Here is a 22,529-nt window from a genome sequence, read left to right as displayed (position 1 = left end):
AGTCTACAATAAAAAGCGTCCCCTATGCAAGTCTTAAAAGGTCTGCACAGAGGACGCTTATGCTTCTTCCGCAAAAATGGAAAGGCGGATCTTCACATGCAGTCTGCCGTCGTCGCTGTGAATTTCCGCATTTTCCATGCGCACAAAGCGTTCGCTTTTCTCCAACTCCTTCAAAAAGGCAAGCAAATGAAAATAGTCACCGTCGATTTCCACCTCAAGCGGCAACCGCAGAGCGCCGCTTTCCTTTGCCGTCTCCCCCGGAACGACAGCGGCAAGCGTCAACTGCTCATGCTGCGCCTCGCGCTCCAAAAGTTCGAGGAAACTGCCCTGCCCCATGCTCTTTGGCAGACGCTTCTCGGCAGCAGCGCCGCGTGCGGCAAGCGCTTCCTCATGCGTATGAGCATCGCTTGCATTCATAAAATTCTGCACGCGCACAAGCGACTCCCGTTCCTCCCGAATCTCGGATTCAATCCTTGCGATTTCTGCGCGCTGCGGCGCATAGCATATATGGAAAAATGCCGCACCGAGCAGCAACGACGCAAAAAGTATAGGCAAAAGCATGATCGGACGCATTTCTTCCCCTCCCCTATTTCCTAAATCTTCAGCTCCAGCGAGAAATACACGAGCGGCTTTCCCGCCGTTTCCATCCGCAGTTCCGACCTTTTCAGCAGCGGCGCGGCAGTAAAGAAGCTGTGATCCGTCTCCAAGGAGCGCACGAAGTTCGCCAAAGCATCGTAGCTCGTCGCCGCACCTTCGATCTCGATCACGTGCCCATCGACGACGCGCAGCTCGCGAATCCACGCCCCCTCGACGGTGCGCGTGCCGAAATGCACGAGCAAACTGCGGCACGGCACAGCGCCTTTCGCCAAAGAAAGAAGCTGCCGCTCTTTTTCAGCGATCCGTCCGCCTTCCTGCAGCTCCCTCTCCATTCGCTGTCGTTCCGGCGAAAGCAACACCATCGCCTGCGCAATCTGCCGCTCTTCTTCCTGCAATTCATGAATCCGCCATATATTCCAGCCATAGATCAACACCATACAAAGGAAAAACAGCGCCGCAAAAAGAGCGGCGATCCTGCCGACCGCCCAAAGATCGGGACGTAAGCGTGCGGGCAGAAGCTCCGCGCACTTCTTCTGCGGCATAAGAAGTCCAACTGCCGCCGCAAAAGCGGCAAAATCCTCATCCTGCAGCAAGTCTGCGCCCAAAAAAGGCACGTCCGCCACGACAACGCCTGCCGTCTGCAAGACAGGCGGCGGCAAAAAACACAGAGAAGCAAGACACAGCCCCGCTTCCAAAAAAGCTTGATGAAGTTTCTGCGCCTTCTCGCGCGGCAAAGCCGCCAGAAGAAGCTCCCCTTCCGCGATCGGTACAAAATCCATACAATACGCCGTTGCCGCCTCAGATGCCGGCAGGCTCGCAAGCATATCCCAACGCGCCGCTTTCTTCATTTCCTTAACAGACAGCCGCGGAAACTCCTTCGTATAGGAAAAAACCTGATTTTCAGACAGACAAAGGACAATACGGCTCTTCTCCCAACCGCGTTTTGCAAGAGCGACATGAAGGACGGCAGCCGTCTCACACCAAAACGAAGCGTCCGTCTCTTCCCATCGCAGGGGAATGTGCAGCGTCTCCTTCATCTGCCACAGCGCCGTCTCCCTTTCGAAGCATACGAGATGAAGCATTCCCTCATGCACAGAAACTCCCACGGTTTTTGTCCACGGCACCTGAAACAGTGCATGGAACTTTTCCGATATTTTGAACAAACCATCGCACCGCCTCTCACTTCTCCCAACGAACAAACACCATGCGCTCTCCCTCCAAGCGATAGAGCGCCGCCACATACGAACACTTGCCGCCGACGGCTGCCGTATTCATCGGATCCGCTTCCTCCGCCGCTGTCTGCCAGCTCATCGCCGTCAGCCGATACTCCGCTTTCTTTGCACCTGCCTCCGAAAGCCGTACAGCGGCGGCACGATAGCAGACGCCGTCTCCCTGCACAGTGCCGGATACGCCCTGCACTTCTTTTGAGCCAAGCTGTCGGCGTGCCTGTGCATCCGCTTCCAGTCGCGCCGCTTCCATGCGTACAGCGCTTCTCGACGCTTCCAAAAGACGCATCGTCTGCACCGCCTCTTTCGCCGCAAGACGGTTGTGCCCCGAGAGTATGAACAGCGTCGCCGTGCCGGAAAGCATCAGTAAGACCGCTGCGAGCGCCATGACAGATGCCATGCCGCATTCATCGAACCTTGTCACGTTTCCTCTCCTCGCTCATCTATTCGTTCTTTTTCGGCAAGGGAACAGCCGTCGAAAAGTTGATGCGCTTCTTCGTTCGCCGATTCTCCCCCGTCAAACGAAGAAAAAGAAGACCATCCTTCTCCTCGCAGAAAAAGTCGACGACGGCAAGATTGCCGAATATATTGCGTCCGCCTGTCATGGGCTGCGGCACGGAATAGCCATAAGGTCCGCCGCTGACTTTCTTGCTGATGTACGGCGGCATATCCTGCTTTCCCTCGCGCAGCGCATAGTCCACCGAGCACTTCTCTCCTTTGACATACCTCTCGACATAGATTGCGCGCGGCTCCTTCACCTCGATGTACGTCGCCGAAGCCGCATCCTGCGCAATGCGTTCCAGCGTCAAACGCATCTCCTGCTGTAATTCCCAATCTCCCATAAGAAGAACATAACTCTTGAGAAAAAACATCCACGCGGCAAAAAAACTGATGAGAAGCGCCAGATAAACGGGCAAACTCGCCAAAACTTCCAGCAGCATATAGCCGCCCTCATTCGAGCGAGCCGAAAGTCGGCATTTTCGGCACATTCTTGCCCATGCAAACGAGAAATTCCCGTCAGCCATGACGACGCACCGTCCTTTGCAGGAAAAACTCCCGCTCTTTTCCTTCCTCTATCCACACGACACGAACTCGTGCCAGGCAAACCGACGTATAGTCCTCGTTTTCCTCTAAAAATTCTGTCTTAAGAGAAAATTCTCTGCCGTTTTCCTCCACTTCGCGCAGTAAAGGCGCGTTCACTGAAGCTCCGCCTGCCAGCTGCTCCGCCCGCGCCAGTTCGCCTTCTGCCAAAAACATCGCACTCGTCTCCGCCTCGCTCTGCGCCAAGAGGTGCGCGGAGCGCTCCACGGCTGCCAGAGACAGTGCGGCAAAAAGCAGCAGCAGCGCCAGCAATGCCGCTTCTGCCGCCAGAAATCCACCTTCACCCAGCACGGTTTTCTTCATGGCAGCCACCGGCTTTCCGTACGTACACGCCCAGCCTCATCAATAATCACATCCAGCGAATAATGCAGCGACTGCAGCTCGACCGACTGCCCCAAGGCGCTCTCCCCGCCCGGATCCCCCGAAGCATAAAAATAATAGACTGTCGCTTTCTGTGGACTTAGCGTGCGCGGCGCCGCTGCAATATCTTCGGGAAAATCGTGTACCATCTGCTCGCCTTGCACTTCGGGAAAAAGAAAATAGCAGCGATGCGCCTCGACGACGAGCTTCGGCCGTACGCGCCACTCACCCCTGCCGTCCGGCGTACGCTCCGTGCGCGAAATCTCCTGTAAATAGCGAAAATTCCCTGCCAAAAACGCCGCTTCCCGCTCCAAGCGCACGCGTTCCGTCGCGCGCACGACAGGCAGAGAAAGCGCAGCGATGAGCGCCAGCACGAGACATACAAGGAGCATCTCCAAAAGAGTGAAACCCGCTTCCTTCATCGCAGCAGCCCCCAGTAAAAAGCGAGCAAAGAATCGGCGAAAAGCGCCGCAGACATCGCGCCAAAAGCAAGAAAAGGCGCAAATGCAATCCGGCTATGTCTCTTTCCCCGACCCGAGAGCAGCAGACAAAAAGCGAGGATGCCGCCGCTCAAAAAAGCGAGAAAAAGCGCGACTGCAACGCCCTCAATCCCCAGCCATAACCCCAGACAAAAGGCGAGCTTCACATCGCCGCCGCCCATGCCGCCATGTGATGCAAAGCGCAGAAAATACAGACCGCCTCCCGCCAAAACGGCGGCGAATAAAGCATTTTCCAGCGGCAGAGTGCCGAAAAGTACAGCGAGGAAAACGCCAATCATGCCAAATGGTGCAACGATACGATCATAGATCAAACCATCCCGCCAATCCAACAGAGCGATGAGCCAAAGAAAGCCGAAAAATATCCATTGTATAAAAAATGCCCTGCCGAAACCATACGTCTGCCACAGCAAAACGGCTGCGCCAAGCAGTCCGCCGACGAAAGCCGCTCTGCCGCGCAAAGCCAAAGGCTTTACGCGCTGAAAACCGCCCATCGTCAGCCCCCCGACGCCTCTTTTTTCTCTGTCCTGCCGAAATCCTGCAAGCGGTGCCCGTCAAGCGTCGCTTGCGTTTCGCCATCCGATCCCTTCGTCAGCACATAGCCTGCATCCGTCGTCTCTGCCGTCTTTCCGTCGCGCAGAAAGTAACTGCCCGACGGCGGCTTCAATGCGTCAAGATTGACAATATAGTCCTTGAGCTGTTCCAGATTCTTCGGATCGATGCCCTTTTCCGCGCGATAAAGCCCCACTGCTGTATTAAGCGTACTGAGATCCGTCTGGATTTTCGACGTATTTGCAAGCGTCATAGACTGCGCGAACTTCGGCACAGCGACGGCGGCAAGCACGCCGATGATGCAGATAACGAGCAGCATCTCCAAAAGAGTAAAACCCGCTTCATCCAACGGACGGCTCCTTTTTTGCATGTCTCGGAGCCATTGGAACATCGCTGGCCGACCTTCTGCCATCGCACATTTTTCCGCATTTTCTCGTTCTATTTTCTCCTGCAAGTACACACTTTCACGCATCCGCTGTCCTCCCATTCCTATGGTCAATATCCGTAAGAACCGATCATCTCCAAAAGCGGCAGCGCGACAGAAAGCACGATCGTGCCGACGACCGCGCTCAAAAAGATCACGAGCAGCGGTTCCAGCAGAGCTTCCATGCGTTCTGCACGCAGCTCACCGGAAAAACGACAGAAATCTGCCGCCTTTTCGAGCATCGCCGCAAGCTCGCCCGTCTGCTCCCCCGTAGACAAAAGCTCCAGGGCAAGCGGCGGAAACACGCCGCTTGCCGCCATAGAAGCAGCGAGCGCACCGCCGTGCTCGATCTCGCGCTTCACCTTGGAAAACACCGCCGCGAGGAAGCTATTCTGCAGCACCCCCTCGGAAATCACAAACGCCTCATGCAGGGCGCAGCCGCTTTCCATGAGAACGGCAAGCGTATCAAAAAGCGTCATAAGTTCCAAATCCATGCGCAGTCTGCCGAAAAAAGGCACGCGCAGCAAAAAGCGATCCAGCCAAAAGCGCAGCCGTTTCTCACGCCGCAAGAGCACGCACACGAACGGCAGCAAAAGCAAACAGACAAAGACAGCCATACCGTGCGCCTCAAAAAACATGCCAAGACCCAAAACAAGCTGTGTCGGCAGCGGCAGCTCGACGGCAAGCCCATCGAGTATATGCACGAAATTCGGCAGCACGAAGAGGAAAATGAAACTCATGGCGATCAGAGCCGCAAATGAAAGAATCGTCGGATAAGCCAGCGCCGTACGGAGCTTCTCACGCACGCGCCAGCTCCGCTCCTCTCTGTCGGCAAGACGCTTTAAAAGCGGCTCCAAGCTGCCGCCCATCTCTCCTGCTCGGACGAGGGCAGAAAGCGCTGCGGGAAAGACTTCTGCATGGCGTGTCATCGCCGCTGCAAGCGTCGAGCCTGTCGCCATGCGATGCGCCATGTCCGAGAGCATCCCCCGCCGTTCCTTCGGCGCACTTGCCGCAAGAAGTCGCAGGCTCTCACTTACAGGCAGACCCGCCGCCATCATCAACGACAGCTCACGGCAAAAAACCATGCAATATTTGCGTCTCGACATGCGCTGAAACGCGAGATGCAGCGCGAACTTTCGCCGCAGAGTCAACGCAAACAACCCATGCGCCTGTATGCGCCGCGCCGCCTCCAGACAAGACGCCGCCTCGATCTCACCGCGCCGCAGCTCCCCCGCATCCGTCCGCGCCGTATAAGCAAAGGACGCCATACCGCCCCCTCCTTTTTCTGATCGGCTCCCCGTCACCTCTCACGCAAGACGCCGTCAAGATCAGCAAGCGCCTGTTCCTTGACCTCGCGCGTGATCCTTTGTGCGCGAAGCAGAGCCTCGACGGACTGCGCCATCGTCTGCATCCCCGAAGCGCCGCCCGCGAGAACGGCACTTCGGATCTGCGCGACCTTGCCCGTGCGAATGAGATTGCGCACGGCGGGTACGGCGACGAGCGCTTCGGTCGCCAAGACGCGACCGCCGGCAGCCGCACGAAGAAGGCGCTGCGACAACACAGCGCGCAGCACAAACGAAAGCTGGCTGCGCACCTGCGCTTCCTCTCCCGGAAACATTCCCTCGATGCGCAGAACCGCCTCTGCCGCATCCCTCGTATGCAGCGTCGCGAGCACAAGACAGCCCGACTCCGCTGCCTGCAGAGCGATGCGCACCGTTTCCGCCTCACGAAGCTCACCGATAAAAATCACGTCGGGATCCTCGCGCAGGGCGTCATGAAGCCCCGCCGGAAACGAAGCGAAATCCCTGCCGAGCGCACGTTGACTGATGAAGCAGCGCTTCGGCAAAAATTCATACTCGACGGGATCTTCAAGCGTGACGATATGCGCGGCACGACGCACATTCATCTCCTCGATCAAAGCGGCGAGCGTCGTTGACTTGCCCGAGCCTGTGCGTCCGCCGACAAGGATCAGCCCGTCTCGCGCCGCAAGAAGCGATTCGACTACAGGCGGTGCGCCAAGATCCGCAAGCGGCGGTATTTCGCGCGGCAAAAGCCGCAGGGCAAGAGCCGTCGATCCGCCCATGCGGTACGCATGGGCGCGACAGCGCCGTCCCGCAAGCGTAAAGGAAACGTCCAAACTGTTTTCTCGGCTGAGCCGCGTGCGTTCTTTTTCCGTCAAAACAGAGGCGAAGAAATCCCCCAACGCATTTTCTGCCAGACAATCCTCCGAAAGCGGCATCATCTCACCGTCGAGCCGCAAAAACGGGCGCTGTCCGGCAGCGAGATGAATATCCGACGCCCCGCGCACGCAGCCTTCGGTGAAGATGTTCACAAGGTCAGCCGCTTCCATAGACGAACCTTCCCTGCGGTATATGCGCCTCTGACGCCCCTGCATCATCTCCATCAAAGCGGCAGATCTCGGCAAGATCCGACGCGCCGTCCTCGCCGTAAAGCACCTGCGCCACCTCTGCCAGCGTCGTCAAGCCCTGCCGCGCCTTTTCTACGCCGTCCTCCGCAAGCACCTTCATCCCCTGCCGGCGAGCGGCTTCGCGCAGCTCCGCAAGCCTTGACCGTCCAAGGATCGCCTGCTGCATCGGCGCATCGACTGCCAGCATCTCGTGCAAAGCCAATCGCCCCAAGAAACCCGTGCCGCCGCAAACCTTGCAGCCCACCGCACGCCAGAGCTGCACACGCTCTTTCGGCGCCCCCTGCGCCCACGCCGGCAGCGTCTCCTCGGACGGCTCGCGGCAATGCGGACAAAGGCGGCGCACCAAACGCTGCGCAACGACCCCCGAAACCGCCGCCGCCAGAAGATACGCCGGCACGCCCATATCGAGCAAACGCAAGACAGCGCTGACCGCATCCTTCGTGTGCATCGTAGAAAACAACAGATGCCCCGTCAAAGCTGCACGCACCGCCATCTCAGCCGTTTCCGCATCGCGGATCTCGCCTAGCACGATCTCGTCGATGTCCGAGCGCAGCATAGCGCGAAGCCCCGCCGCATAGGTCATGCCCGTTTTCTTGTTCACCTGTACCTGATTGATTCCCTCGATTTGATACTCGGGCGGATCCTCGATCGTCATGATGTTGTGTTCAGGCGTATTGATCTCAGATAGAGCCGCATAAAGCGTCGTCGTCTTACCCGAATTGACCGGTCCCACAATCAAAACCATGCCGTCGGGCATACGGCAAAAACGTCGAAAAAGCGCCTCGTTTTGCGCAGAAAAGCCGAGATTCTCTATGGAAAGCAGCTCATGCGAGCGATTCAACAGGCGCAGAACAGCCTTCTCCCCTGCCAAAAGAGGCAAGGTAGCCAGTCGCAGATCGACGACAGAACCGCCCGCAGGCGGCGCGTAAGAGATGCGCCCATCCTGCGCTGTGCGCCGCTCTACGCTGTCCAGATGCGCCATGACTTTCAATCGCGCAAGCAAAAACGCATGAACCTCCCACGGGATAGGTGCATGCGTTTCCAACAATCTTCCATCAACACGGTAACGAATGCGGACAGATTCCCGGTAAGGCTCTATATGGATGTCGCTCGCCCGCAGCCGCAGAGCCTCTGCGATCATGTGATCGACGAACTCCACGACAGGCACGCGCCCCAAATCGTCCGGATGCAGCAAAGCCTGCCCCGCGCTTTTGCCGCGTACGCTCTGCACCAAACGATGGAGCAGCATCTGATACGAATCCTCTGCCGTCCTTTGCATCTCCGAGCCTCCAAAAGACTTCCCCTTGAAACATCTTGCTTCGGCTTTCGTGCTGACTTTCTTACTTTTCCCTGTCGCCGCCGGATACAAAACGCATCCGACGAATGCAGCGATTACAGTTCTCCCTTTCCAAGCGCTTCGTGCAAAGCACGCGCCATCACGGAAAGATCCGGTTCTTTCCCCGTCCATAGGGAGAACGCCGCCGCCCCCTGCCCCACAAGCATCGCCTCGCCATTGAGCGTCGGGCAGCCGAGCGCTGCTGCGTGCTGCAAAAACTTCGTCTCTCGCGGCGTATAAATGATATCATAGAAAAATGTCCCGGCGCACACCGCCGCCCAAGGAACCGGCGGTATCTCATCCGTGCGCGGCGCCATGCCGAGCGGCGTCGTATTAACGATGAGCGCCGCATCCGCTACAACCTTGGCAAACGCTGCATCATGCCAATCGAAAACGCAAATCTCACCGTATGGACAGAACTCCTGCACCAAAGATCGTGCCTTCTCCGGATTTCGCACGCCGAGCGTAACTCTTGCCGCCCCCGAGCGCAGCAAGCCATAGAGCGCGGCGCGCGCCGCGCCGCCTGCGCCGAAGATCACGACGCTTTTCCCTCGAAGAGAAAAACCGCGCATCTCAAGAGGGCCGACAAATCCCCGAACATCTGTATTGAATCCTTTGAGCTTCCCCGCTTCCTGCACGACCGTATTGACCGCACCGACAACACGCGCCGCTTCATCCACTTCGTCCAGAAGCGGCAAAATCGCCGACTTGTGCGGAATTGTCACATTGAAGCCGCGAAACTCCAACGCGCGCAAACCACGCACAGCATCAGCCAAAACCTCGGGCAGAACATGCAAGGCGACATAAGCGAAGTCCAGTCCCGCTGCTTGAATCGCCGCATTCTGCATCGCCGGCGACATCGAATGCTCAATCGGTGAACCGATCACAGCAAGATTCTTTGTTTTTCCTGTAAACATTCTTATATTCTCCTTATTATTGTAACAAAAGGAGCATTTTCCCACAATAGGGGATTCGCCCTAGTTTTTTGAAAACAATTCCATCTGCTCATTCTTCATCACATACGATACCTGATGCGCCGCCTGCACGCGATCTCCCGGCTCTATGCTTCCTACGAGAAGCGGTGAGGCGGGATCGTGCAGGGCGCGGTTTCTGCGGACGGCGGCGGCGCTCGCGTTGGCGTAGCAGTAGCGGCAGAAATGCGCACAAGTATTGTAGGCGCCAATATCGTTGCCAAGGAGGCAGCTGCACCCCTTCCTTGCCAACGTCAGCCGCGGCACATGGAACCGGCAGCCGCAGGCTTCTTCCAAAACTTCCTGCGTCATGCAGCCCGACGTATCTATGCCAAAACGCGCGAGATCATCGCCCTCAAGGCAAGTGCGCACCTTGATGCCGCACGCGCGTCCGACAGCGGCGAACGTCTCGCCGAGGGCAAGACGCTCCTCTGCGGCAACCTCTCGCACGGAAGGAAAGTTTCTCTGCGTATTCTTATAGAGATCGACAAAGCTCACGACGCAGTTCTTCACCGCGCCCGCCAACTGCTCCGCCATGCGACGAAAGGCGCGTTTGTGGAAATCAAGCGTATACGTTTCGGTAATCAGCACGGGATCATAGCGCCAATGCACGGCGCGGCTGCCAACGATGCGGGAGAGGGCGCGCAAACTCTCGATCACTGCCGCCACAGGCGGCGTCTGCGGCTCGACGTCCGATCCGTAGGGCGTGATCGTCACGCCCCAAAACTGGCGAAACGGCGAGAGCATATTGTGATGCACGAGAAGCGGCGCGGGATTCTTCGTACAGAATACGATGAGATCGACGACCGAAGGATCGAGGATGTAGCGCGTAATACGCTGCGGAGCATAAGGGCTTCGCACCATGACAAATCCCTCACGCAAGCGCCGCACGAACCAGTCGGCATAAAACGCGGGGATGTCCGTACGGCTTCCCGTGTTCAAAATCATCACGCACCCCCTTCCTTTCATAAAAAAGCCGAGCGGGAAAACTCCCCGCCCGACTTCTCGTATGCGACCCGCACACTCGCTGCACAATTCTTATTTAATCTCGTAAATCCAACCCTCAGGCGCTTCGATATGTCCCATCTGGATGCCCGTCAAAGTATCGTAGAGCTTCTGAATGATTGGCCCCATCTTTTCCATACCGCTGGCGAAGCAAATCTCCCTGCCATGATCGTTGATCTTGCCGACGGGCGAAATGACCGCCGCCGTGCCGCAGAGTCCGCACTCCTTGAAGCGCGGCACCTCGGAGAAAAGCACTTCGCGCTCATCAACCTTGAGACCGAGATAATGCTCCGCCACATAAGTGATCGAACGGCGCGTGATCGACGGCAGAATGCTCGGCGACTTCGGTACGACGAGGTTGCCGTCCGCATCGACAAAGATGATGTTCGCGCCGCCTGTCTCCTCGACCTTCGTGCGCGTCGCCGCATCGAGATAGATGTTTTCGGCGAAGCCTTCACGATGCGCCGTCATGATGGCGTGCAGACTCATCGCATAGTTCAGCCCCGCTTTGATGTGCCCCGTACCGTGCGGCGCGGCGCGGTCAAAGTCGCTGATCTTGACCGTCAGCGGCTTCACGCCGCCCTTGAAATAGGGACCGACCGGCGTGACGAAGATGCGGAACTGATACTCGTCTGCCGGAGCAACGCCGATGACGGGACTGGAACCGAACATATACGGACGAATGTAGAGCGAAGCACCGCTGCCGTAAGGCGGCACCCATGCTTCGTTTGCCTTGACGACCTGCTGCACGGCATCCAAAAAACGCTCCTCGGGGAAAGGCGGCATCTCAAGATACTCGGCAGACTCATACATGCGGTGCGCATTGAGATCGGGGCGGAAGCAAACCGTCCTGCCGTCCTCCGTCGTATACGCCTTAAGCCCTTCGAAAACCGACTGCGAATACTGCAAAACACCCGCATCCTCACTCAAGACGATCTTATCGTCGTCCGTAAGTCCGCCCTCGTCCCAAGCGCCGTTTTTATAATGAGCGACATAGCGCTGTTCCGTCACATGATAGGAAAAACCTAAATTGCTCCAATCCATATCCTTCTTTTCCATGATGATTCCTCCTCAATCCGTACCGCAGACGCACATCGTTCCGAACCAACAAAAAGACATCTGCTTCTTCAGGAAGAATCTCCATCCACAGCCGCAACTATCCTTCTGTAATTCTATAAAGCCTATACTACATCGAAGTTTTTGCGCCGTCAATCCCTTTTTCAAGGAAAAGATGAGAAAATGAAGTCGCCCAGATTTTCACAAATGCGCTGGTTCTATGGCGGTCAGCGTCGACCAAACATGCAGCGCGCTTCGCGCTTGCATTCTTGGGACGGTTTCGCATACGAGCCGTCGCCCAATCGCTTGCGTCCTTCGGACTTGGCTCTTGGACGGCTCAGCAAGGATTTGTCGAGGATGAGAGGACAGCGCAGATGTGTGAGATGGTGGCTGAATTTATCTATGTTCCCTCAAAAGTTATTCTGCATCAGCTTGCGCCGCAAGCCAATCCGACCAAGAAACGGCAAAGTCCGCCGCCTGCTGCTCCCGAACATATCGATGAAACAGCGCGATGTGACGCGCCTTTTCCTCATAATACGGAACTTTCCAATACGTCGAGCCGGCAGGCTCCACATGCGCAACGTAGCTGCCGCCGAGCAGGCATTGGCGGTAGAGGACATCCTTCAAAGGCACGGTCGGGTTCTTCAAAATGTCGTACATCGCGAGAAATTCCGTCGTGCGTCCCTCGCCTGCCTGACAGTGAAAATGCAGCCAAACATCGTCGGGCAGCGTCTTGTAAAAGCGTACAAATTCATCGACAGCGGCAGGCTCGGGCCAAATATGATCCGTCGCGGTGATGCGCTTGTAGCGAAGCCCCGCAGCTTCGACAAGCTCCGCTTCCGTCTGCACCTCTTCTACAAAAATCTCATGCTCATCCAAAGGATTCTTCTCCCCGCCGAGATGAGCGACAGCCGTCATCTGTCCCTCAGCGTCATGGATGCGCCCCTTTTCCTCAGCAAGCGCTTCTTCCTGCGTCAGACCGACGTTGCCCCAATCGCGCTCGCCGTACCAACTGACCGACGTGCCGTTGAAAAAGCCGTGCGACTCCTCGCGCAGATCGACGATGCAGATCGGCGCGCTCGTTTTTTCAGCAAGAACTTCCAACAAAGCGCGCAGACCACTCGCGGAAAATTCGCCGCTACCCGAAGCGTGCAGGCGCTCAAGCCCCTCGCGCGTCGGCACATAAGAAGCATCCATATCCGCCTTGTAGGCGGCGCGAAAGTCTCCGTCCATCGTGCGGAAGTTGCGCGGCAGCCCCGCGACATCATCGGCGTCAATGCGCCAGATATAGCCGTGATTTCGCGTGCGCGGCGGCGCATCCGCCGCACGAGCGTCCGCCGTGCCGAGCACCGCTCCCCAAAGAAGCAAAAGCACTGCGATGCATAGACACAGACATGCTTTCCTTTGCATATTACCGTCTCCCCCTCGCGCGTTTCACTCAAAGCATTGCTTTGTACCGTGCCTGCTCAGATTTCGGAATAGACAAAACATCCATCGCTTTCTCCGCCGTCAACTGCAAGTTTGCCATAATGTTACGAATAGAAAAAATACGCTCGCTTTCCTTCCCCTGCTCCATGCCGCGCTTTTCAGCTTCATCCGTAAGCAATTCCATCGCTTCACACATAGCACTCGCTCCTTCCTCCGTTTCCTTGAAATACCTCACCCGGTCTGCCAACACTTCGTAATGCATATCCTCTGCTCGCGTGCAGCGGAAGTCGTGCATCAACCTGCCGAGCGGCGAATCTTCATCCGCCATAGAACTGTTGACATAGATGATATGCGAGCCATCGCCAAAAACCGTGCCGCTTCCTTCAATCGTGCGCCGAACGACATAAATCGGCTGACCCTCGCCCAACACATCCGTTTCCGTGATGAAAATTACATACGATTCCGGCAGCTTGTCATAGTCTTCACCCGCCAACAACACATTGGCGTCCATCAAGCTGCTGTTGTATCTGGCTCTTCGTTCCAGCGCACCTTTTCTGCCACGCTGAATCTCCACATTGAATTCCTGTCCATCCGCCCATGCATGGATATCCAAGCGCACGCTGCGCCCGTGCAGATTCTTCAGCGTATCTTGCACGATCGCCTTCGTCGCCTTGATGTTCGGCTTGTTCAGGATGATTTGCAGAACAAGATCGACGCATTCCAAACTCTCTTGAAATACCGCCGTCATGAAATCGTCATCCAGCAGACGAAAGCCCGCCAGCACTTTCAGGAATTTCTGACGCCATTCTTCCTTCTCATCCCAAGTCATCGTTTTTTCTCCTATTTTGTTTCTTCAATTATACTATGAAGTCTCTTGTGCGACAAGAACTTGCCCGCTTTTCCCGTTCCGCTTTCATCCGCAGCCGCTTACCGCACCTTCTTCGCGTAGATGCCGAAGAGCGGCACATCATCGTAGTGCAGACGATCATCGCCGTGCACCAGCGGCGCGATGTCCGCATCCACCTGCACCGAAAAGCCGAGAGCCGTAAGGATATCCCTGTCCCAGACAGGTCGGCGATGCGTGCTGATGCGAAGCTCGTCCTTGATCGCGTTGCACTCGGCGATCAGCCTATCGCCAATGTTCGCATGAACACACGCTTGATCTCCCTCCGCGGAAAACAGCGTCTGACCGCAGTCCGAGTCGAAATTCAAAAGTATGCCGCCCGCTTTGAGCACGCGATGCCACTCGCGATATGCCTGCATCGCGTCGGGCAGCGTCCATGTGAGGTTGCGGCTGATGACGACATCGAAAGAAGCATCGGAAAAATCAAGCTGCTGCGCGTTCATCTTCCGAAGCTCTGCACGGCAGCCGAACGCTTCGAGATTCTTCTGCGCCTCAGCCAGCATCCCCGCCGACATGTCAATGCCCGTAACCGTATGCTGCAAGCGCGAAAAAAGAATAGCAAAAAATCCTGCGCCCGTGCCGACGTCCAAGACGCGCAAGGGGCTGCCCACCGGCAAACGACGCTCGATCAGCTGCTGCCAAAGCGCTGCATCGACGCCTGCAAGCTCTCTTCTGCGCACGTCGGAAAACGCAGGACTTCGCTTGTCCCAGTAGCTTTCTATACGCTTTTCCAGAGCTTCTTCTTTCGCAAGCATTTCCTGCGTTTTCATGATCTGACGTTCTCCCGTTCTTCATCTTCTACATGCGGCAAGCGGAAAAAGTCCGCCGCCAAAAGCTCCTGCGTATAGGGCGACTTCGCCTGCTGCACGACCTCCTGCACCAATCCTTCCTCCACGACCTTGCCGCCGTGCATGACGACGACGCGATCGGCGATCGCAGGCAAAAGCGCGAGATCGTGCGTGACGAAAAGGCACGCCGCCCACTGCTCCTGCAAGATGCGGCGCAGGAGGCGCACGACCTGCGCCTGCACTGTGACGTCAAGCGCACTCGTCACCTCATCACAGATCAGCAGCTTCGGCGAGAGCGTCAAGGCGCGCGCGATGGCGGCGCGTTGACATTCGCCGCCGCTTGCTTCGTGCGGATAGCGCGCAGCAAAATGTGCTCCGAGCCCCACCTCTTGCAAGAGCGCCGCCACGCGCTCTTCGCGCCGCGCTTTCGACCAACCGTGCCGCAGAAGCGGCTCGGCGATGCTCCAACCGAGCGTCTTTCTGGGGTCAAAAGAATCCTCGGGCATTTGAAAAATCATCTGCATCGCGCCGTACACTTCACGAAGCTCGCGCCCGCGCGTATGTGTGATGTCCTTGCCGCAAAAGGAGATGCGCCCTTCGTCCGCATCCAAAAGGCGTGCGGCGATGCGCATGGCGGTGCTCTTGCCGCAGCCGCTCTGCCCGACGATGCCCAGACACTCGCCCGCCGCAACGGCAAAATCCACGCCGTCCAGCACGCGCCGCCGCTCCGCCCCCTTTCCAAAGGATTTTACCAGCCCTTCGGCTTTCAAAATCATTTCCACGATACCATTCCACCTACAATCTCGGCACGGCGGCGATCAGCTCCTTCGTATAGGCTTCCTTCGGATGGCGGAAGATTTCCTTCCGCGCACCTTGCTCCACCATCTCCCCGTGCCGCAGGACGAGAATGCGATCCGCCATGTGATACGCCAGCCCCATGTGATGCGTGACCAGAAGCATGGCGACGCCCGTGCGTCGGCGAAGCGCCATGAGCTCCTTCGCCACGCGCACCTGCGTCAGCGCGTCGAGCGCCGAAGTCGGCTCGTCCGCCAAGATGAGCTTCGGCTGCAGGAGCATCGCGGCGGCGATGCCCGCGCGCTGCGCCATGCCGCCCGACAGACGGAACGGGTACTCGTCAAGCACCATGCGCGGAAGCTGCATCTGCGCCATCAGCGCCTCGGCTCGTTCGCGAAACTCGGCATAGCTCCACACCCTATGGGCGCATACGCTCTCATAGAGCTGACTGCCGATCGTGCGTACGGGGCAGAAGGACGCGCCTGCATTTTGAAAAACCATCGCGATCTCCTCGCCTGCAAGGTTGCGTCTCTCATCCTTGGCAAGCCGCAAGACATCCATCCCTTCCCAAAGGATTTCTCCCGTGCAGACGCCCGCATCCAAGATGCCCATGACCGCCCGCAGGATCGTACTCTTGCCGCTGCCCGACTCCCCCGCCAAGACGAGGATCTCCCCGCGATGCAGGCAGAAATTCACGCCGCGCACCGCCTGCTTTTCGCCGTACGAAATCGCGAGATTCCGCACGGCGAGAAGCGGCGTATCACTCACGATTTCTTCTCCAGCTCCGCACTGACTTCATAATAATCGGACGGATGCGCCTTGAGACCTTCAATGCCCGGTTTCATCACGAGGCTCATGCGCAGATGCGATGCGTAGAGAACCGCGCAGTCGTCCAAGACCTGCTGCTCCATAGCGACGGCGAGCGCGGCGCGAGCTTCGGCGCCGTAGATGTTGTGCAGCTTGGCGGCGAGCTCTTCCACCTGCGGGCTGTAGTAAAAGCCGCTGTTATCGACAGCATCCTTGAGGAGATTTCCCGTGAAATAATACTCGGGATCGCCCGTCGGCGCCGCTACGAGCGCTTTGGCGAATACATCGTAATCGCCGCTCTTCAAGAACGACTTGTAGCTATCCGTCGAATTGACATTCAGCTTGACGCCGATCTTCTTGAGATTCGCCTGCAGCGATTCAGCGAGAATCGGCAGCTCTTGACGCGACGGATACGTCAGATAGCGAAGCTCCAAATTCTTACCGCCCTTATCCACATAGCCGTCGCCGTCCGTATCCTCGTAGCCGGCTTCCTTCAAGAGCGCCTTCGCTCCTTCCAAATCGTAAGCAGCCGCCCGCACGGCATCACCGCCGAAAGGCATACTCTTGGGGAACGGGCCGACCGCAGGCGTACCGTTGCCCTTCAGCAGTACCTTGCAGAAGTTCTCCTTATCGAGCGCCATAGAAATCGCCCGACGCACGCGCACGTCCTGCAGCTCGGGCGTCTTGTAGTTGAACGCCGCCTGATAGACGCGCGACGTATCGGCTTGGCTGATCTTGTACTTTGCATTGTCCTTTTGGAAAAGCTCCAAACTCGCATAGGGCAGTCCCTGTGCAGCGTCAAGCTCGCCGCTCTGCATCGCCATCGTCAGCGTATCGCCGTCGGCAATGCTCTTGACGATGATCTTGTCGAGCTTCGGCTTGACAGCGCCCCAATACTTCTCGTTTTTCGAAAGCTCCATTTCGGTATCCGTGACCTTCTGCGCCACATACGGGCCGGTGCCGACGACGATGCGATCCTTTTCTCCCGCTTCCATGTCGATGATGCAGGCGTAGGGATCCGCCAATGCGTTGATGAGCGTCGGCATCTTCTCACTCGATACGAGAGTGACGGTCTGTCCATCCGCCGTGATGGACTTGAGCTTCAGATTTTTCGGCGCGCGGTCATGCTTCGCCACGAGGTCTTCCAAGCACGCCTTTACCGCCTCGCCCGTCATCTTCTTGCCGTTGGAAAACACGACATCGTCGCGCAGCTTGATCTTCATCGTATATTCATCGACCTGCTCAAAACTCTCGGCAAGCCAAGGCACAGGCTCCATCTTCTCATTGAAGCGGAACAAGGTCTCGCCGATGCCGTAGCGCAAGGTGCTCCAACCGTTGTAGGAAACATGCGGGTTCGTGCCCGCGTTCTCCATCGCCGCGCCGTAAGACATCGTGCCGTAGGTAAAGACTTTCTCCCCTGCCGCCTCGTTCTTGTCCGCGCCGCAGCCCGCGAAAACCGCCGCCGCGAAAAGCCCTGCCAAAGCCGCCGCCAATCTCTTCTTATTCATCTTCATTTTCTGTAGCCTCCTCTTTTTCCTACTTACTTACTTCCTTCGGCGCCAACACATCGCGCAGCTTGTCGCCGAACAAGTTGAACACCGCCACCGTGAGGGTGAGCGCCGCCCCCGGCGCTAAGATGACCCACGGCGTCGTCTGCAGCATACTGCGCCCGCTGCTCATCATCGAACCCCACTCTGCCGTCGGCGGCATCGCGCCAAGCCCGAGAAACGAAAGTCCCGCCAGCTCCATCGTGAGCGTGCCGAGATCGAGCGCCGCCGTGACGAGAATCGGTCCTGCAATATTCGGCAAAACGTGATGCCGCAACACAGCGAGAGAACTGCCGCCCGCCATGCGCGCCGCTTCCATGTACGGCAGTGCGCACAAAGAGAGCGTCAAACCGCGCGCGATGCGTGCATACTTCGCCCAGCCGAGGAAGGCAAGCGCCGCCGCCGCATAAAAAAGCCCGCCGCCGAAAGCGCCCGCGATTGCGATCGCAAAGACGAGCTGGGGAAACGCGAGCAGCAGATCAGCGAGCCGCATGAAGCCGGCATCGAACCGCCCGCCGCGATAGCCCGAAACCGCGCCGATCAAACTGCCCGCGCCGCTCACAAAGAGCAGCAAAAACAGCGCCGACCCGAGCGTCGTCTGCGCCCCCACGAGGACGCGCGACAAGAGATCGCGCCCGTAGCGATCCGTCCCCAAAAGATGCTCGGCGCTCGGCGCGAGAAGCGCCTGCTCCAAATCCTGTGCATACGGATCATACGGCGACAAGAGCGGCGCACAGGCGGCGACGATGAGCACGACGCCCACTGCCGCCGCATACGGCAGCAGCGGGCGATACCTGTGCGCCGTCATGACGCACCTGCCTTTTCATAGCCGACGCGCGGATCGAGCAGGCGATAAAAAATATCCGCCGCGAGATTCAGCACGACATAGATCACCGCCATCCATGCCACATACGCCTGCACCAGCGGATAGTCGCGCGCCAAGACCGCCTCGACCGCCATTTTTCCCACGCCGTCCCAAAGGAAAATCGTCTCGACAATCGCCGTGCCACCGAGAAGCGAACCCATCGACAGCGCGAGCAGCGTGACGATGAGTACGAGCGAGCTGCGCAGCACGCTTTTCACAAGAATCGTGCGTTCCTTCACACCGCGTGCACGCGCCCCCACGACATAAGGCTTCGCCAGCTCCTCCAAAACCACGGCGCGAATCTGGCGCGTATACTTCGCGCCCATCGCAATCGCCAAGGTCAGCGCAGGCAAAATGACCGCGCGTCCATCGCCCGCCTTCGCCAAGATCGGCAGCCACTCAAGCCGCACAGCAAAAACATAGATGAGCAAAAGCCCCACGAAAAAATTCGGCAAAGAATTGCCGACAAAGGTACCGATGCGAATGAGAACATCCACCCGGCGATTCTGCCGCGCCGCCGCCAAGATGCCGAGCGGCACGGCAAAAGCAAGCGTCATGAGAACGGAAGCAAACATCAAGTAAAGCGTCGCCGGCAGCTTTTCCATGAACGTCTCCCATACCGGCTTGCCCGAGATATACGAACGCCCCAGTTCCCCCGTGACAGCTCCCTTGAGCCATGCCCCGTACTGCACGAGAAACGGACGATCCAGCCCCAGCTCCGCACGCTTCGCCGCCTTGACCTCCTCCGAGACGCCGCCCGACTTCTCATACATCAAGTCAACGGCATCGTCGCCCGCCAACTGCATCGCGGCGAACGCCAAAAACGTGATGCACAGGAGAATCGGCACAAGCTGCAGCAGCCGCCCCAGTACATACTTTCTCATACGTTTCGCACCACCCCCAAAAATTTTCATCTCCCCTATTCTAAGAGATTCGCTCGGTTTTTATAAGCCCCTGCGGGGGAAATAGTTAGAGGAATCTAAGGAACTACAAATCGCCTTAAACGGTTTTCTTACAAAAATAAAAGCGCCGCAGAGCAAAATGCTCGGGCGCATAAAAACAGAGGGATTGCTTTCGCAAGCCCCCTATTTCCGTCCCCTTGCGGGGTTTATATTCTGAAATATCATGGGAACGAAGACCAAAATCGCAGCTGCTGTAGTGTTTCCGTCCCCTTGCGGGGTTCATGTTCTGAAATCCTTGCTCTGTAAGCCCTGTTGCGACGGGGCTTACAGGCACGGTTTGCGGCGCGGATTTGTTTTGGGGACATTTCCTGTGCCGATTCTTTGAAAAAGACCGTTCATGCCTTGCCGTTGCTCATGCGGCGGGGATTTCTCCTATAGTATAGCATAAAAGACACGAGGAGAACAATCTTTTTCTGTTTGATACAGCGCAACACGCGGGATTTTGGATTTCGTCGGAGCACTCATGCGAGCGTTAATCGCTGTGTTCATGTGCGGCTGCACGAAGATATTCCAACTCCTCAAGATTTCTCTCTACGACAGAGCCAAATTTCGCGAACGGCATATAGTATTCCCCCGTATCCTTCTTATAGCGGAACACGATGGTACGCTGCGGCTCTTCCGTCATCGCACCGTCGCTGCCGCTCCACCAAACGGCAAAGGAGAGGAACGCAAAATCCTCATAGTCCTCTCCTTCGCTCATGATGTAGGCTGAGCTTACATCAGCCACCGATTTTACATGGGAGCCGCAGTCCCAAACGATGAAGTTCGGATCGCCGTCGTAGCTGTAAATACCGGGGGCTACATCGGCTTCGGGCAGATCGGCAAAAGCCGTCGATGTGCCGATCGCAAGGCAAAATGCAAAAACAACGGCGAGAGCTTTCTTGCTGCAGTTCATGGAAACCACACCTTTTCGAGAAACCTTACAAAATGAACTGGCTCACATCGCGGTTACGGGCGATGTCCTTGAGCTTGGTATCGACGTAAGCGGCATCGACGCAAATTTCTTTTTCTTCCATCTCGGGAGCTTCAAAGGAAAGATCCTCCAAGAGCTTTTCCAAGATCGTATGCAGGCGGCGCGCGCCGATATTTTCGGTCTGAGCGTTGACGTCGCAGGCGAGCTGCGCGAGACGGTCGATGGCGTCTTCCGCGAAATCGAGCGCGATGCCCTCGGTCGCCAAGAGCGCTTTGTACTGCTTCAAGAGCGCGTTCTGCGGCTCGGTCAGGATGCGCTGGAAGTCCTCCTTCTGCAGCGACTTCAACTCGACGCGAATCGGGAAGCGTCCCTGCAGCTCGGGGATGAGGTCGGACGGCTTCGCCGTGTGGAACGCACCTGCCGCGATGAAGAGAATGTGGTCGGTCTTAATGGGACCGTACTTCGTCATGACGGTCGAGCCTTCGACGATAGGCAGGATGTCGCGCTGCACACCCTCGCGCGAGACGTCGGGGCCGGATCCCTGCCCCTTGACAGCGACCTTGTCGATCTCGTCGAGGAATACGATGCCGCTCTTCTCTGCCGCGCGGATGGCGGCGTCCTTGACCTCCTCCATATCGACGAGCTTCGCGGCTTCTTCCTGGCAGAAGAGCTTGCGCGCCGCCGCGACGGAAACCTTGCGCTTCTTCTGTTTCTTCGGCATGAGGTTCGCCATCATGTCCTGCAGATTGTCGCCCATGCTCTCAAGGCTGGAGCCGGCGAACATGCCGACCATCGGCTTGCCCGAGTCCTCGATCTCGATTTCGATGACCTCTTTTTCCAGCTCGCCCTTCAAAAGCCGCTTTCTGACCCACTCGCGCCCCGCCGCATACTTCGGCTCCTTGCTTTCTTCCGATTCCTTTTCCTCGTCGTCTGCGCCGCCGAAAAGTTTGCCCAAGGGGTTTTGCGACTTCTTCGGCTGCGGCACGAATACGTCGAGGATGCGCTCCTCGGCAAGCTCTGCGGCACGCTCGCGCACCTTTTCCATGCGCTCCTGCCGCACCATACGCACTGCCGTTTCCGCGAGATCGCGCACGATGGACTCGACGTCGCGCCCCACATAGCCGACTTCGGTGAATTTCGTCGCTTCGACCTTGATGAACGGCGCTTTGACGAGCTTTGCCAGACGGCGTGCGATCTCGGTCTTGCCGACGCCCGTCGAGCCGATCATCAAGATATTTTTCGGTATGACATCATCCTGCATCGCGGCGTCAAGCTTGCGGCTGCGCCAGCGGTTTCTGAGCGCGATGGCGACGGCGCGCTTCGCTTCCTTCTGTCCGACGATGTAGCGGTCAAGCTCTTCGACGATCTGGCGCGGCGTCTGCTCGTTCAGCATGTTTTCTTCCATTTCGACCTTTTCCTGCAAGTCAATCCAGCTCCTCTACCTTGATGTTGTGATTCGTAAAGACGCAAATATCGGCGGCAAGCGTCAATGCTTCCTTTGCGATTTCTGCCGCTTCCATGTCCGTGTGCTTGACGAGGGCGCGCGCGGCGGCGAGCGCGTAGAAGCCGCCCGAGCCGATCGCCGCAACGTCGCCGTCCGGCTCGATGACCTCGCCGCCGCCCGAGATCATCAAAAGCGTTTCATTGTCGGCGACGAGGAGCAGCGCTTCGAGCTTTCGGAGGACGCGATCCGTGCGCCACTCTTTCGCCAGCTCGACCGAAGCGCGCATCAAATTGCCGTTGAATTCTTCGAGCTTCGCCTCGAATTTTTCAAAGAGCGTGAATGCGTCGGCGACCGAGCCGGCGAAGCCTGCAACGACCTTGCCGTGGTAAAGGCGGCGCACCTTGCGCGCCGTCGATTTCATGATGGCGCTCTGTCCGAACGTGACCTGCCCGTCGCCTGCGATCGCCGTCTTTCCCTTTTGGCGCACGGCGACGATGGTCGTCGCGTGAAATGTCTGTTCCAT

At 57.6% G+C, this 22,529-nt stretch carries 25 protein-coding genes; all 25 read right to left on the bottom strand.

All coding sequences use genetic code 11. From position 1 onward, the window contains the following. Window positions 1-57: 57 nt before the first annotated feature. The 25 genes from pilO to hslV all read right to left on the bottom strand — a co-directional run bounded on the left by pilO (window position 58) and on the right by hslV (window position 22,529). Entirely contained in the window at window positions 58-573 is a 516-nt protein-coding gene (gene pilO, locus ACO5Z0_RS05655) for a type 4a pilus biogenesis protein PilO (protein WP_485649515.1), read from the bottom strand. A gap of 20 nt (window positions 574-593) precedes the next feature. Continuing rightward, window positions 594-1,760 carry a PilN domain-containing protein gene (locus ACO5Z0_RS05650; protein WP_485649514.1) on the bottom strand — a complete coding sequence of 389 codons (1,167 nt, stop codon included), beginning with the start codon at window positions 1,758-1,760 and terminating at the stop codon, window positions 594-596. 16 nt (window positions 1,761-1,776) lie between these two features. Further along, entirely contained in the window at window positions 1,777-2,247 is a 471-nt protein-coding gene (locus ACO5Z0_RS05645; protein ID WP_485649513.1) for a transcriptional regulator, read from the bottom strand. A 19-nt stretch (window positions 2,248-2,266) separates the two neighbouring features. Then, entirely contained in the window at window positions 2,267-2,848 is a 582-nt protein-coding gene (locus ACO5Z0_RS05640) for a PilW family protein (protein ID WP_485649512.1), read from the bottom strand. Continuing rightward, window positions 2,841-3,227: a TolQ protein gene (locus tag ACO5Z0_RS05635; RefSeq protein WP_485649511.1), complete on the bottom strand. Its 387-nt coding sequence runs from the start codon at window positions 3,225-3,227 to the stop codon at window positions 2,841-2,843. The genes ACO5Z0_RS05640 and ACO5Z0_RS05635 overlap by 8 nt, the downstream gene beginning before the upstream one ends. Beyond that, a complete protein-coding gene (locus ACO5Z0_RS05630) occupies window positions 3,224-3,706 on the bottom strand; it encodes a prepilin-type N-terminal cleavage/methylation domain-containing protein (protein ID WP_485649510.1) in 483 nt (160 codons plus the stop codon). The genes ACO5Z0_RS05635 and ACO5Z0_RS05630 overlap by 4 nt, the downstream gene beginning before the upstream one ends. Beyond that, window positions 3,703-4,275, bottom strand: a complete 573-nt coding sequence (locus ACO5Z0_RS05625) for a prepilin peptidase (RefSeq protein ID WP_442672750.1) — start codon at window positions 4,273-4,275, stop codon at window positions 3,703-3,705. Before ACO5Z0_RS05625 ends, ACO5Z0_RS05630 begins: the two co-directional genes overlap by 4 nt. A gap of 2 nt (window positions 4,276-4,277) precedes the next feature. Then, window positions 4,278-4,805: a type II secretion system protein gene (locus ACO5Z0_RS05620; protein ID WP_485649509.1), complete on the bottom strand. Its 528-nt coding sequence runs from the start codon at window positions 4,803-4,805 to the stop codon at window positions 4,278-4,280. 23 nt (window positions 4,806-4,828) lie between these two features. After that, window positions 4,829-6,025 (bottom strand): type II secretion system F family protein, encoded by a 1,197-nt coding sequence (locus tag ACO5Z0_RS05615; protein WP_485649508.1) that lies wholly within the window; start codon window positions 6,023-6,025, stop codon window positions 4,829-4,831. 32 nt (window positions 6,026-6,057) lie between these two features. Beyond that, the gene (locus ACO5Z0_RS05610) at window positions 6,058-7,107 is read right to left on the bottom strand and encodes a type IV pilus twitching motility protein PilT (RefSeq protein WP_485649507.1); all 1,050 of its coding nucleotides are present in this window, start codon (window positions 7,105-7,107) and stop codon (window positions 6,058-6,060) included. Continuing rightward, window positions 7,094-8,464 carry a GspE/PulE family protein gene (locus ACO5Z0_RS05605; RefSeq protein WP_485649506.1) on the bottom strand — a complete coding sequence of 457 codons (1,371 nt, stop codon included), beginning with the start codon at window positions 8,462-8,464 and terminating at the stop codon, window positions 7,094-7,096. The genes ACO5Z0_RS05610 and ACO5Z0_RS05605 overlap by 14 nt, the downstream gene beginning before the upstream one ends. Window positions 8,465-8,577: 113 nt before the next feature. Continuing rightward, window positions 8,578-9,438, bottom strand: coding sequence for a shikimate dehydrogenase (locus tag ACO5Z0_RS05600; RefSeq protein ID WP_485649505.1), 861 nt, complete (start codon window positions 9,436-9,438; stop codon window positions 8,578-8,580). 60 nt (window positions 9,439-9,498) lie between these two features. Continuing rightward, the gene (locus ACO5Z0_RS05595) at window positions 9,499-10,440 is read right to left on the bottom strand and encodes a DUF1848 domain-containing protein (protein WP_485649626.1); all 942 of its coding nucleotides are present in this window, start codon (window positions 10,438-10,440) and stop codon (window positions 9,499-9,501) included. 90 nt (window positions 10,441-10,530) lie between these two features. Continuing rightward, window positions 10,531-11,556, bottom strand: a complete 1,026-nt coding sequence (locus tag ACO5Z0_RS05590) for a branched-chain amino acid aminotransferase (RefSeq protein WP_485649504.1) — start codon at window positions 11,554-11,556, stop codon at window positions 10,531-10,533. A 414-nt stretch (window positions 11,557-11,970) separates the two neighbouring features. Beyond that, window positions 11,971-12,963 (bottom strand): phosphatase domain-containing putative toxin, encoded by a 993-nt coding sequence (locus tag ACO5Z0_RS05585; protein WP_485649503.1) that lies wholly within the window; start codon window positions 12,961-12,963, stop codon window positions 11,971-11,973. A gap of 28 nt (window positions 12,964-12,991) precedes the next feature. Continuing rightward, entirely contained in the window at window positions 12,992-13,810 is an 819-nt protein-coding gene (locus tag ACO5Z0_RS05580; protein WP_485649502.1) for a PD-(D/E)XK nuclease family transposase, read from the bottom strand. Window positions 13,811-13,908: 98 nt separating this feature from the next. Next, the gene (locus ACO5Z0_RS05575; RefSeq protein WP_485649501.1) at window positions 13,909-14,655 is read right to left on the bottom strand and encodes a class I SAM-dependent methyltransferase; all 747 of its coding nucleotides are present in this window, start codon (window positions 14,653-14,655) and stop codon (window positions 13,909-13,911) included. After that, the gene (locus ACO5Z0_RS05570) at window positions 14,652-15,449 is read right to left on the bottom strand and encodes an ABC transporter ATP-binding protein (protein WP_485649625.1); all 798 of its coding nucleotides are present in this window, start codon (window positions 15,447-15,449) and stop codon (window positions 14,652-14,654) included. Before ACO5Z0_RS05570 ends, ACO5Z0_RS05575 begins: the two co-directional genes overlap by 4 nt. A 19-nt stretch (window positions 15,450-15,468) precedes the next feature. Further along, window positions 15,469-16,236 carry an ABC transporter ATP-binding protein gene (locus ACO5Z0_RS05565; protein WP_485649500.1) on the bottom strand — a complete coding sequence of 256 codons (768 nt, stop codon included), beginning with the start codon at window positions 16,234-16,236 and terminating at the stop codon, window positions 15,469-15,471. Continuing rightward, window positions 16,233-17,789, bottom strand: coding sequence for an ABC transporter substrate-binding protein (locus tag ACO5Z0_RS05560; protein WP_485649499.1), 1,557 nt, complete (start codon window positions 17,787-17,789; stop codon window positions 16,233-16,235). The genes ACO5Z0_RS05565 and ACO5Z0_RS05560 overlap by 4 nt, the downstream gene beginning before the upstream one ends. A 22-nt stretch (window positions 17,790-17,811) precedes the next feature. Then, window positions 17,812-18,630: an ABC transporter permease gene (locus tag ACO5Z0_RS05555; protein ID WP_442676921.1), complete on the bottom strand. Its 819-nt coding sequence runs from the start codon at window positions 18,628-18,630 to the stop codon at window positions 17,812-17,814. Then, window positions 18,627-19,571 (bottom strand): ABC transporter permease, encoded by a 945-nt coding sequence (locus ACO5Z0_RS05550; RefSeq protein WP_442673762.1) that lies wholly within the window; start codon window positions 19,569-19,571, stop codon window positions 18,627-18,629. Before ACO5Z0_RS05550 ends, ACO5Z0_RS05555 begins: the two co-directional genes overlap by 4 nt. A gap of 550 nt (window positions 19,572-20,121) precedes the next feature. Beyond that, window positions 20,122-20,544, bottom strand: coding sequence for a hypothetical protein (locus ACO5Z0_RS05545; protein ID WP_485649498.1), 423 nt, complete (start codon window positions 20,542-20,544; stop codon window positions 20,122-20,124). Window positions 20,545-20,569: 25 nt separating this feature from the next. Beyond that, window positions 20,570-21,967, bottom strand: coding sequence for an ATP-dependent protease ATPase subunit HslU (hslU, locus tag ACO5Z0_RS05540; RefSeq protein ID WP_485649624.1), 1,398 nt, complete (start codon window positions 21,965-21,967; stop codon window positions 20,570-20,572). A 19-nt stretch (window positions 21,968-21,986) separates the two neighbouring features. Beyond that, window positions 21,987-22,529: an ATP-dependent protease subunit HslV gene (hslV, locus tag ACO5Z0_RS05535; protein ID WP_442676249.1), complete on the bottom strand. Its 543-nt coding sequence runs from the start codon at window positions 22,527-22,529 to the stop codon at window positions 21,987-21,989.

Source organism: Selenomonas sp. (assembly GCF_057272215.1).
The sequence above is the reverse complement of the archived record's forward strand: the minus strand, read 5'-3'. Positions and strand labels throughout refer to the sequence as shown.

Excerpts from the sequence above, each read along its gene's own strand:
- ACO5Z0_RS05615 (WP_485649508.1), bottom strand. The coding sequence starts at position 6,025 with ATGGCGTCCTTTGCTTATACGGCGCGGACGGATGCGGGGGAGCTGCGG.
- ACO5Z0_RS05550 (WP_442673762.1), bottom strand. The coding sequence starts at position 19,571 with ATGAGAAAGTATGTACTGGGGCGGCTGCTGCAGCTTGTGCCGATTCTC.
- hslU (WP_485649624.1), bottom strand. The coding sequence starts at position 21,967 with ATGGAAGAAAACATGCTGAACGAGCAGACGCCGCGCCAGATCGTCGAA.
- ACO5Z0_RS05595 (WP_485649626.1), bottom strand. The coding sequence starts at position 10,440 with ATGATTTTGAACACGGGAAGCCGTACGGACATCCCCGCGTTTTATGCC.
- ACO5Z0_RS05635 (WP_485649511.1), bottom strand. The coding sequence starts at position 3,227 with ATGAAGAAAACCGTGCTGGGTGAAGGTGGATTTCTGGCGGCAGAAGCG.
- ACO5Z0_RS05545 (WP_485649498.1), bottom strand. The coding sequence starts at position 20,544 with ATGAACTGCAGCAAGAAAGCTCTCGCCGTTGTTTTTGCATTTTGCCTT.
- hslV (WP_442676249.1), bottom strand. The coding sequence starts at position 22,529 with ATGGAACAGACATTTCACGCGACGACCATCGTCGCCGTGCGCCAAAAG.
- ACO5Z0_RS05640 (WP_485649512.1), bottom strand. The coding sequence starts at position 2,848 with ATGGCTGACGGGAATTTCTCGTTTGCATGGGCAAGAATGTGCCGAAAA.
- ACO5Z0_RS05600 (WP_485649505.1), bottom strand. The coding sequence starts at position 9,438 with ATGTTTACAGGAAAAACAAAGAATCTTGCTGTGATCGGTTCACCGATT.
- ACO5Z0_RS05610 (WP_485649507.1), bottom strand. The coding sequence starts at position 7,107 with ATGGAAGCGGCTGACCTTGTGAACATCTTCACCGAAGGCTGCGTGCGC.
- ACO5Z0_RS05605 (WP_485649506.1), bottom strand. The coding sequence starts at position 8,464 with ATGCAAAGGACGGCAGAGGATTCGTATCAGATGCTGCTCCATCGTTTG.
- ACO5Z0_RS05580 (WP_485649502.1), bottom strand. The coding sequence starts at position 13,810 with ATGACTTGGGATGAGAAGGAAGAATGGCGTCAGAAATTCCTGAAAGTG.
- ACO5Z0_RS05620 (WP_485649509.1), bottom strand. The coding sequence starts at position 4,805 with ATGCGTGAAAGTGTGTACTTGCAGGAGAAAATAGAACGAGAAAATGCG.
- ACO5Z0_RS05555 (WP_442676921.1), bottom strand. The coding sequence starts at position 18,630 with ATGACGGCGCACAGGTATCGCCCGCTGCTGCCGTATGCGGCGGCAGTG.
- ACO5Z0_RS05575 (WP_485649501.1), bottom strand. The coding sequence starts at position 14,655 with ATGAAAACGCAGGAAATGCTTGCGAAAGAAGAAGCTCTGGAAAAGCGT.
- ACO5Z0_RS05585 (WP_485649503.1), bottom strand. The coding sequence starts at position 12,963 with ATGCAAAGGAAAGCATGTCTGTGTCTATGCATCGCAGTGCTTTTGCTT.
- ACO5Z0_RS05560 (WP_485649499.1), bottom strand. The coding sequence starts at position 17,789 with ATGAAGATGAATAAGAAGAGATTGGCGGCGGCTTTGGCAGGGCTTTTC.
- ACO5Z0_RS05570 (WP_485649625.1), bottom strand. The coding sequence starts at position 15,449 with ATGATTTTGAAAGCCGAAGGGCTGGTAAAATCCTTTGGAAAGGGGGCG.
- ACO5Z0_RS05625 (WP_442672750.1), bottom strand. The coding sequence starts at position 4,275 with ATGGGCGGTTTTCAGCGCGTAAAGCCTTTGGCTTTGCGCGGCAGAGCG.
- ACO5Z0_RS05590 (WP_485649504.1), bottom strand. The coding sequence starts at position 11,556 with ATGGAAAAGAAGGATATGGATTGGAGCAATTTAGGTTTTTCCTATCAT.
- ACO5Z0_RS05630 (WP_485649510.1), bottom strand. The coding sequence starts at position 3,706 with ATGAAGGAAGCGGGTTTCACTCTTTTGGAGATGCTCCTTGTATGTCTC.
- pilO (WP_485649515.1), bottom strand. The coding sequence starts at position 573 with ATGCGTCCGATCATGCTTTTGCCTATACTTTTTGCGTCGTTGCTGCTC.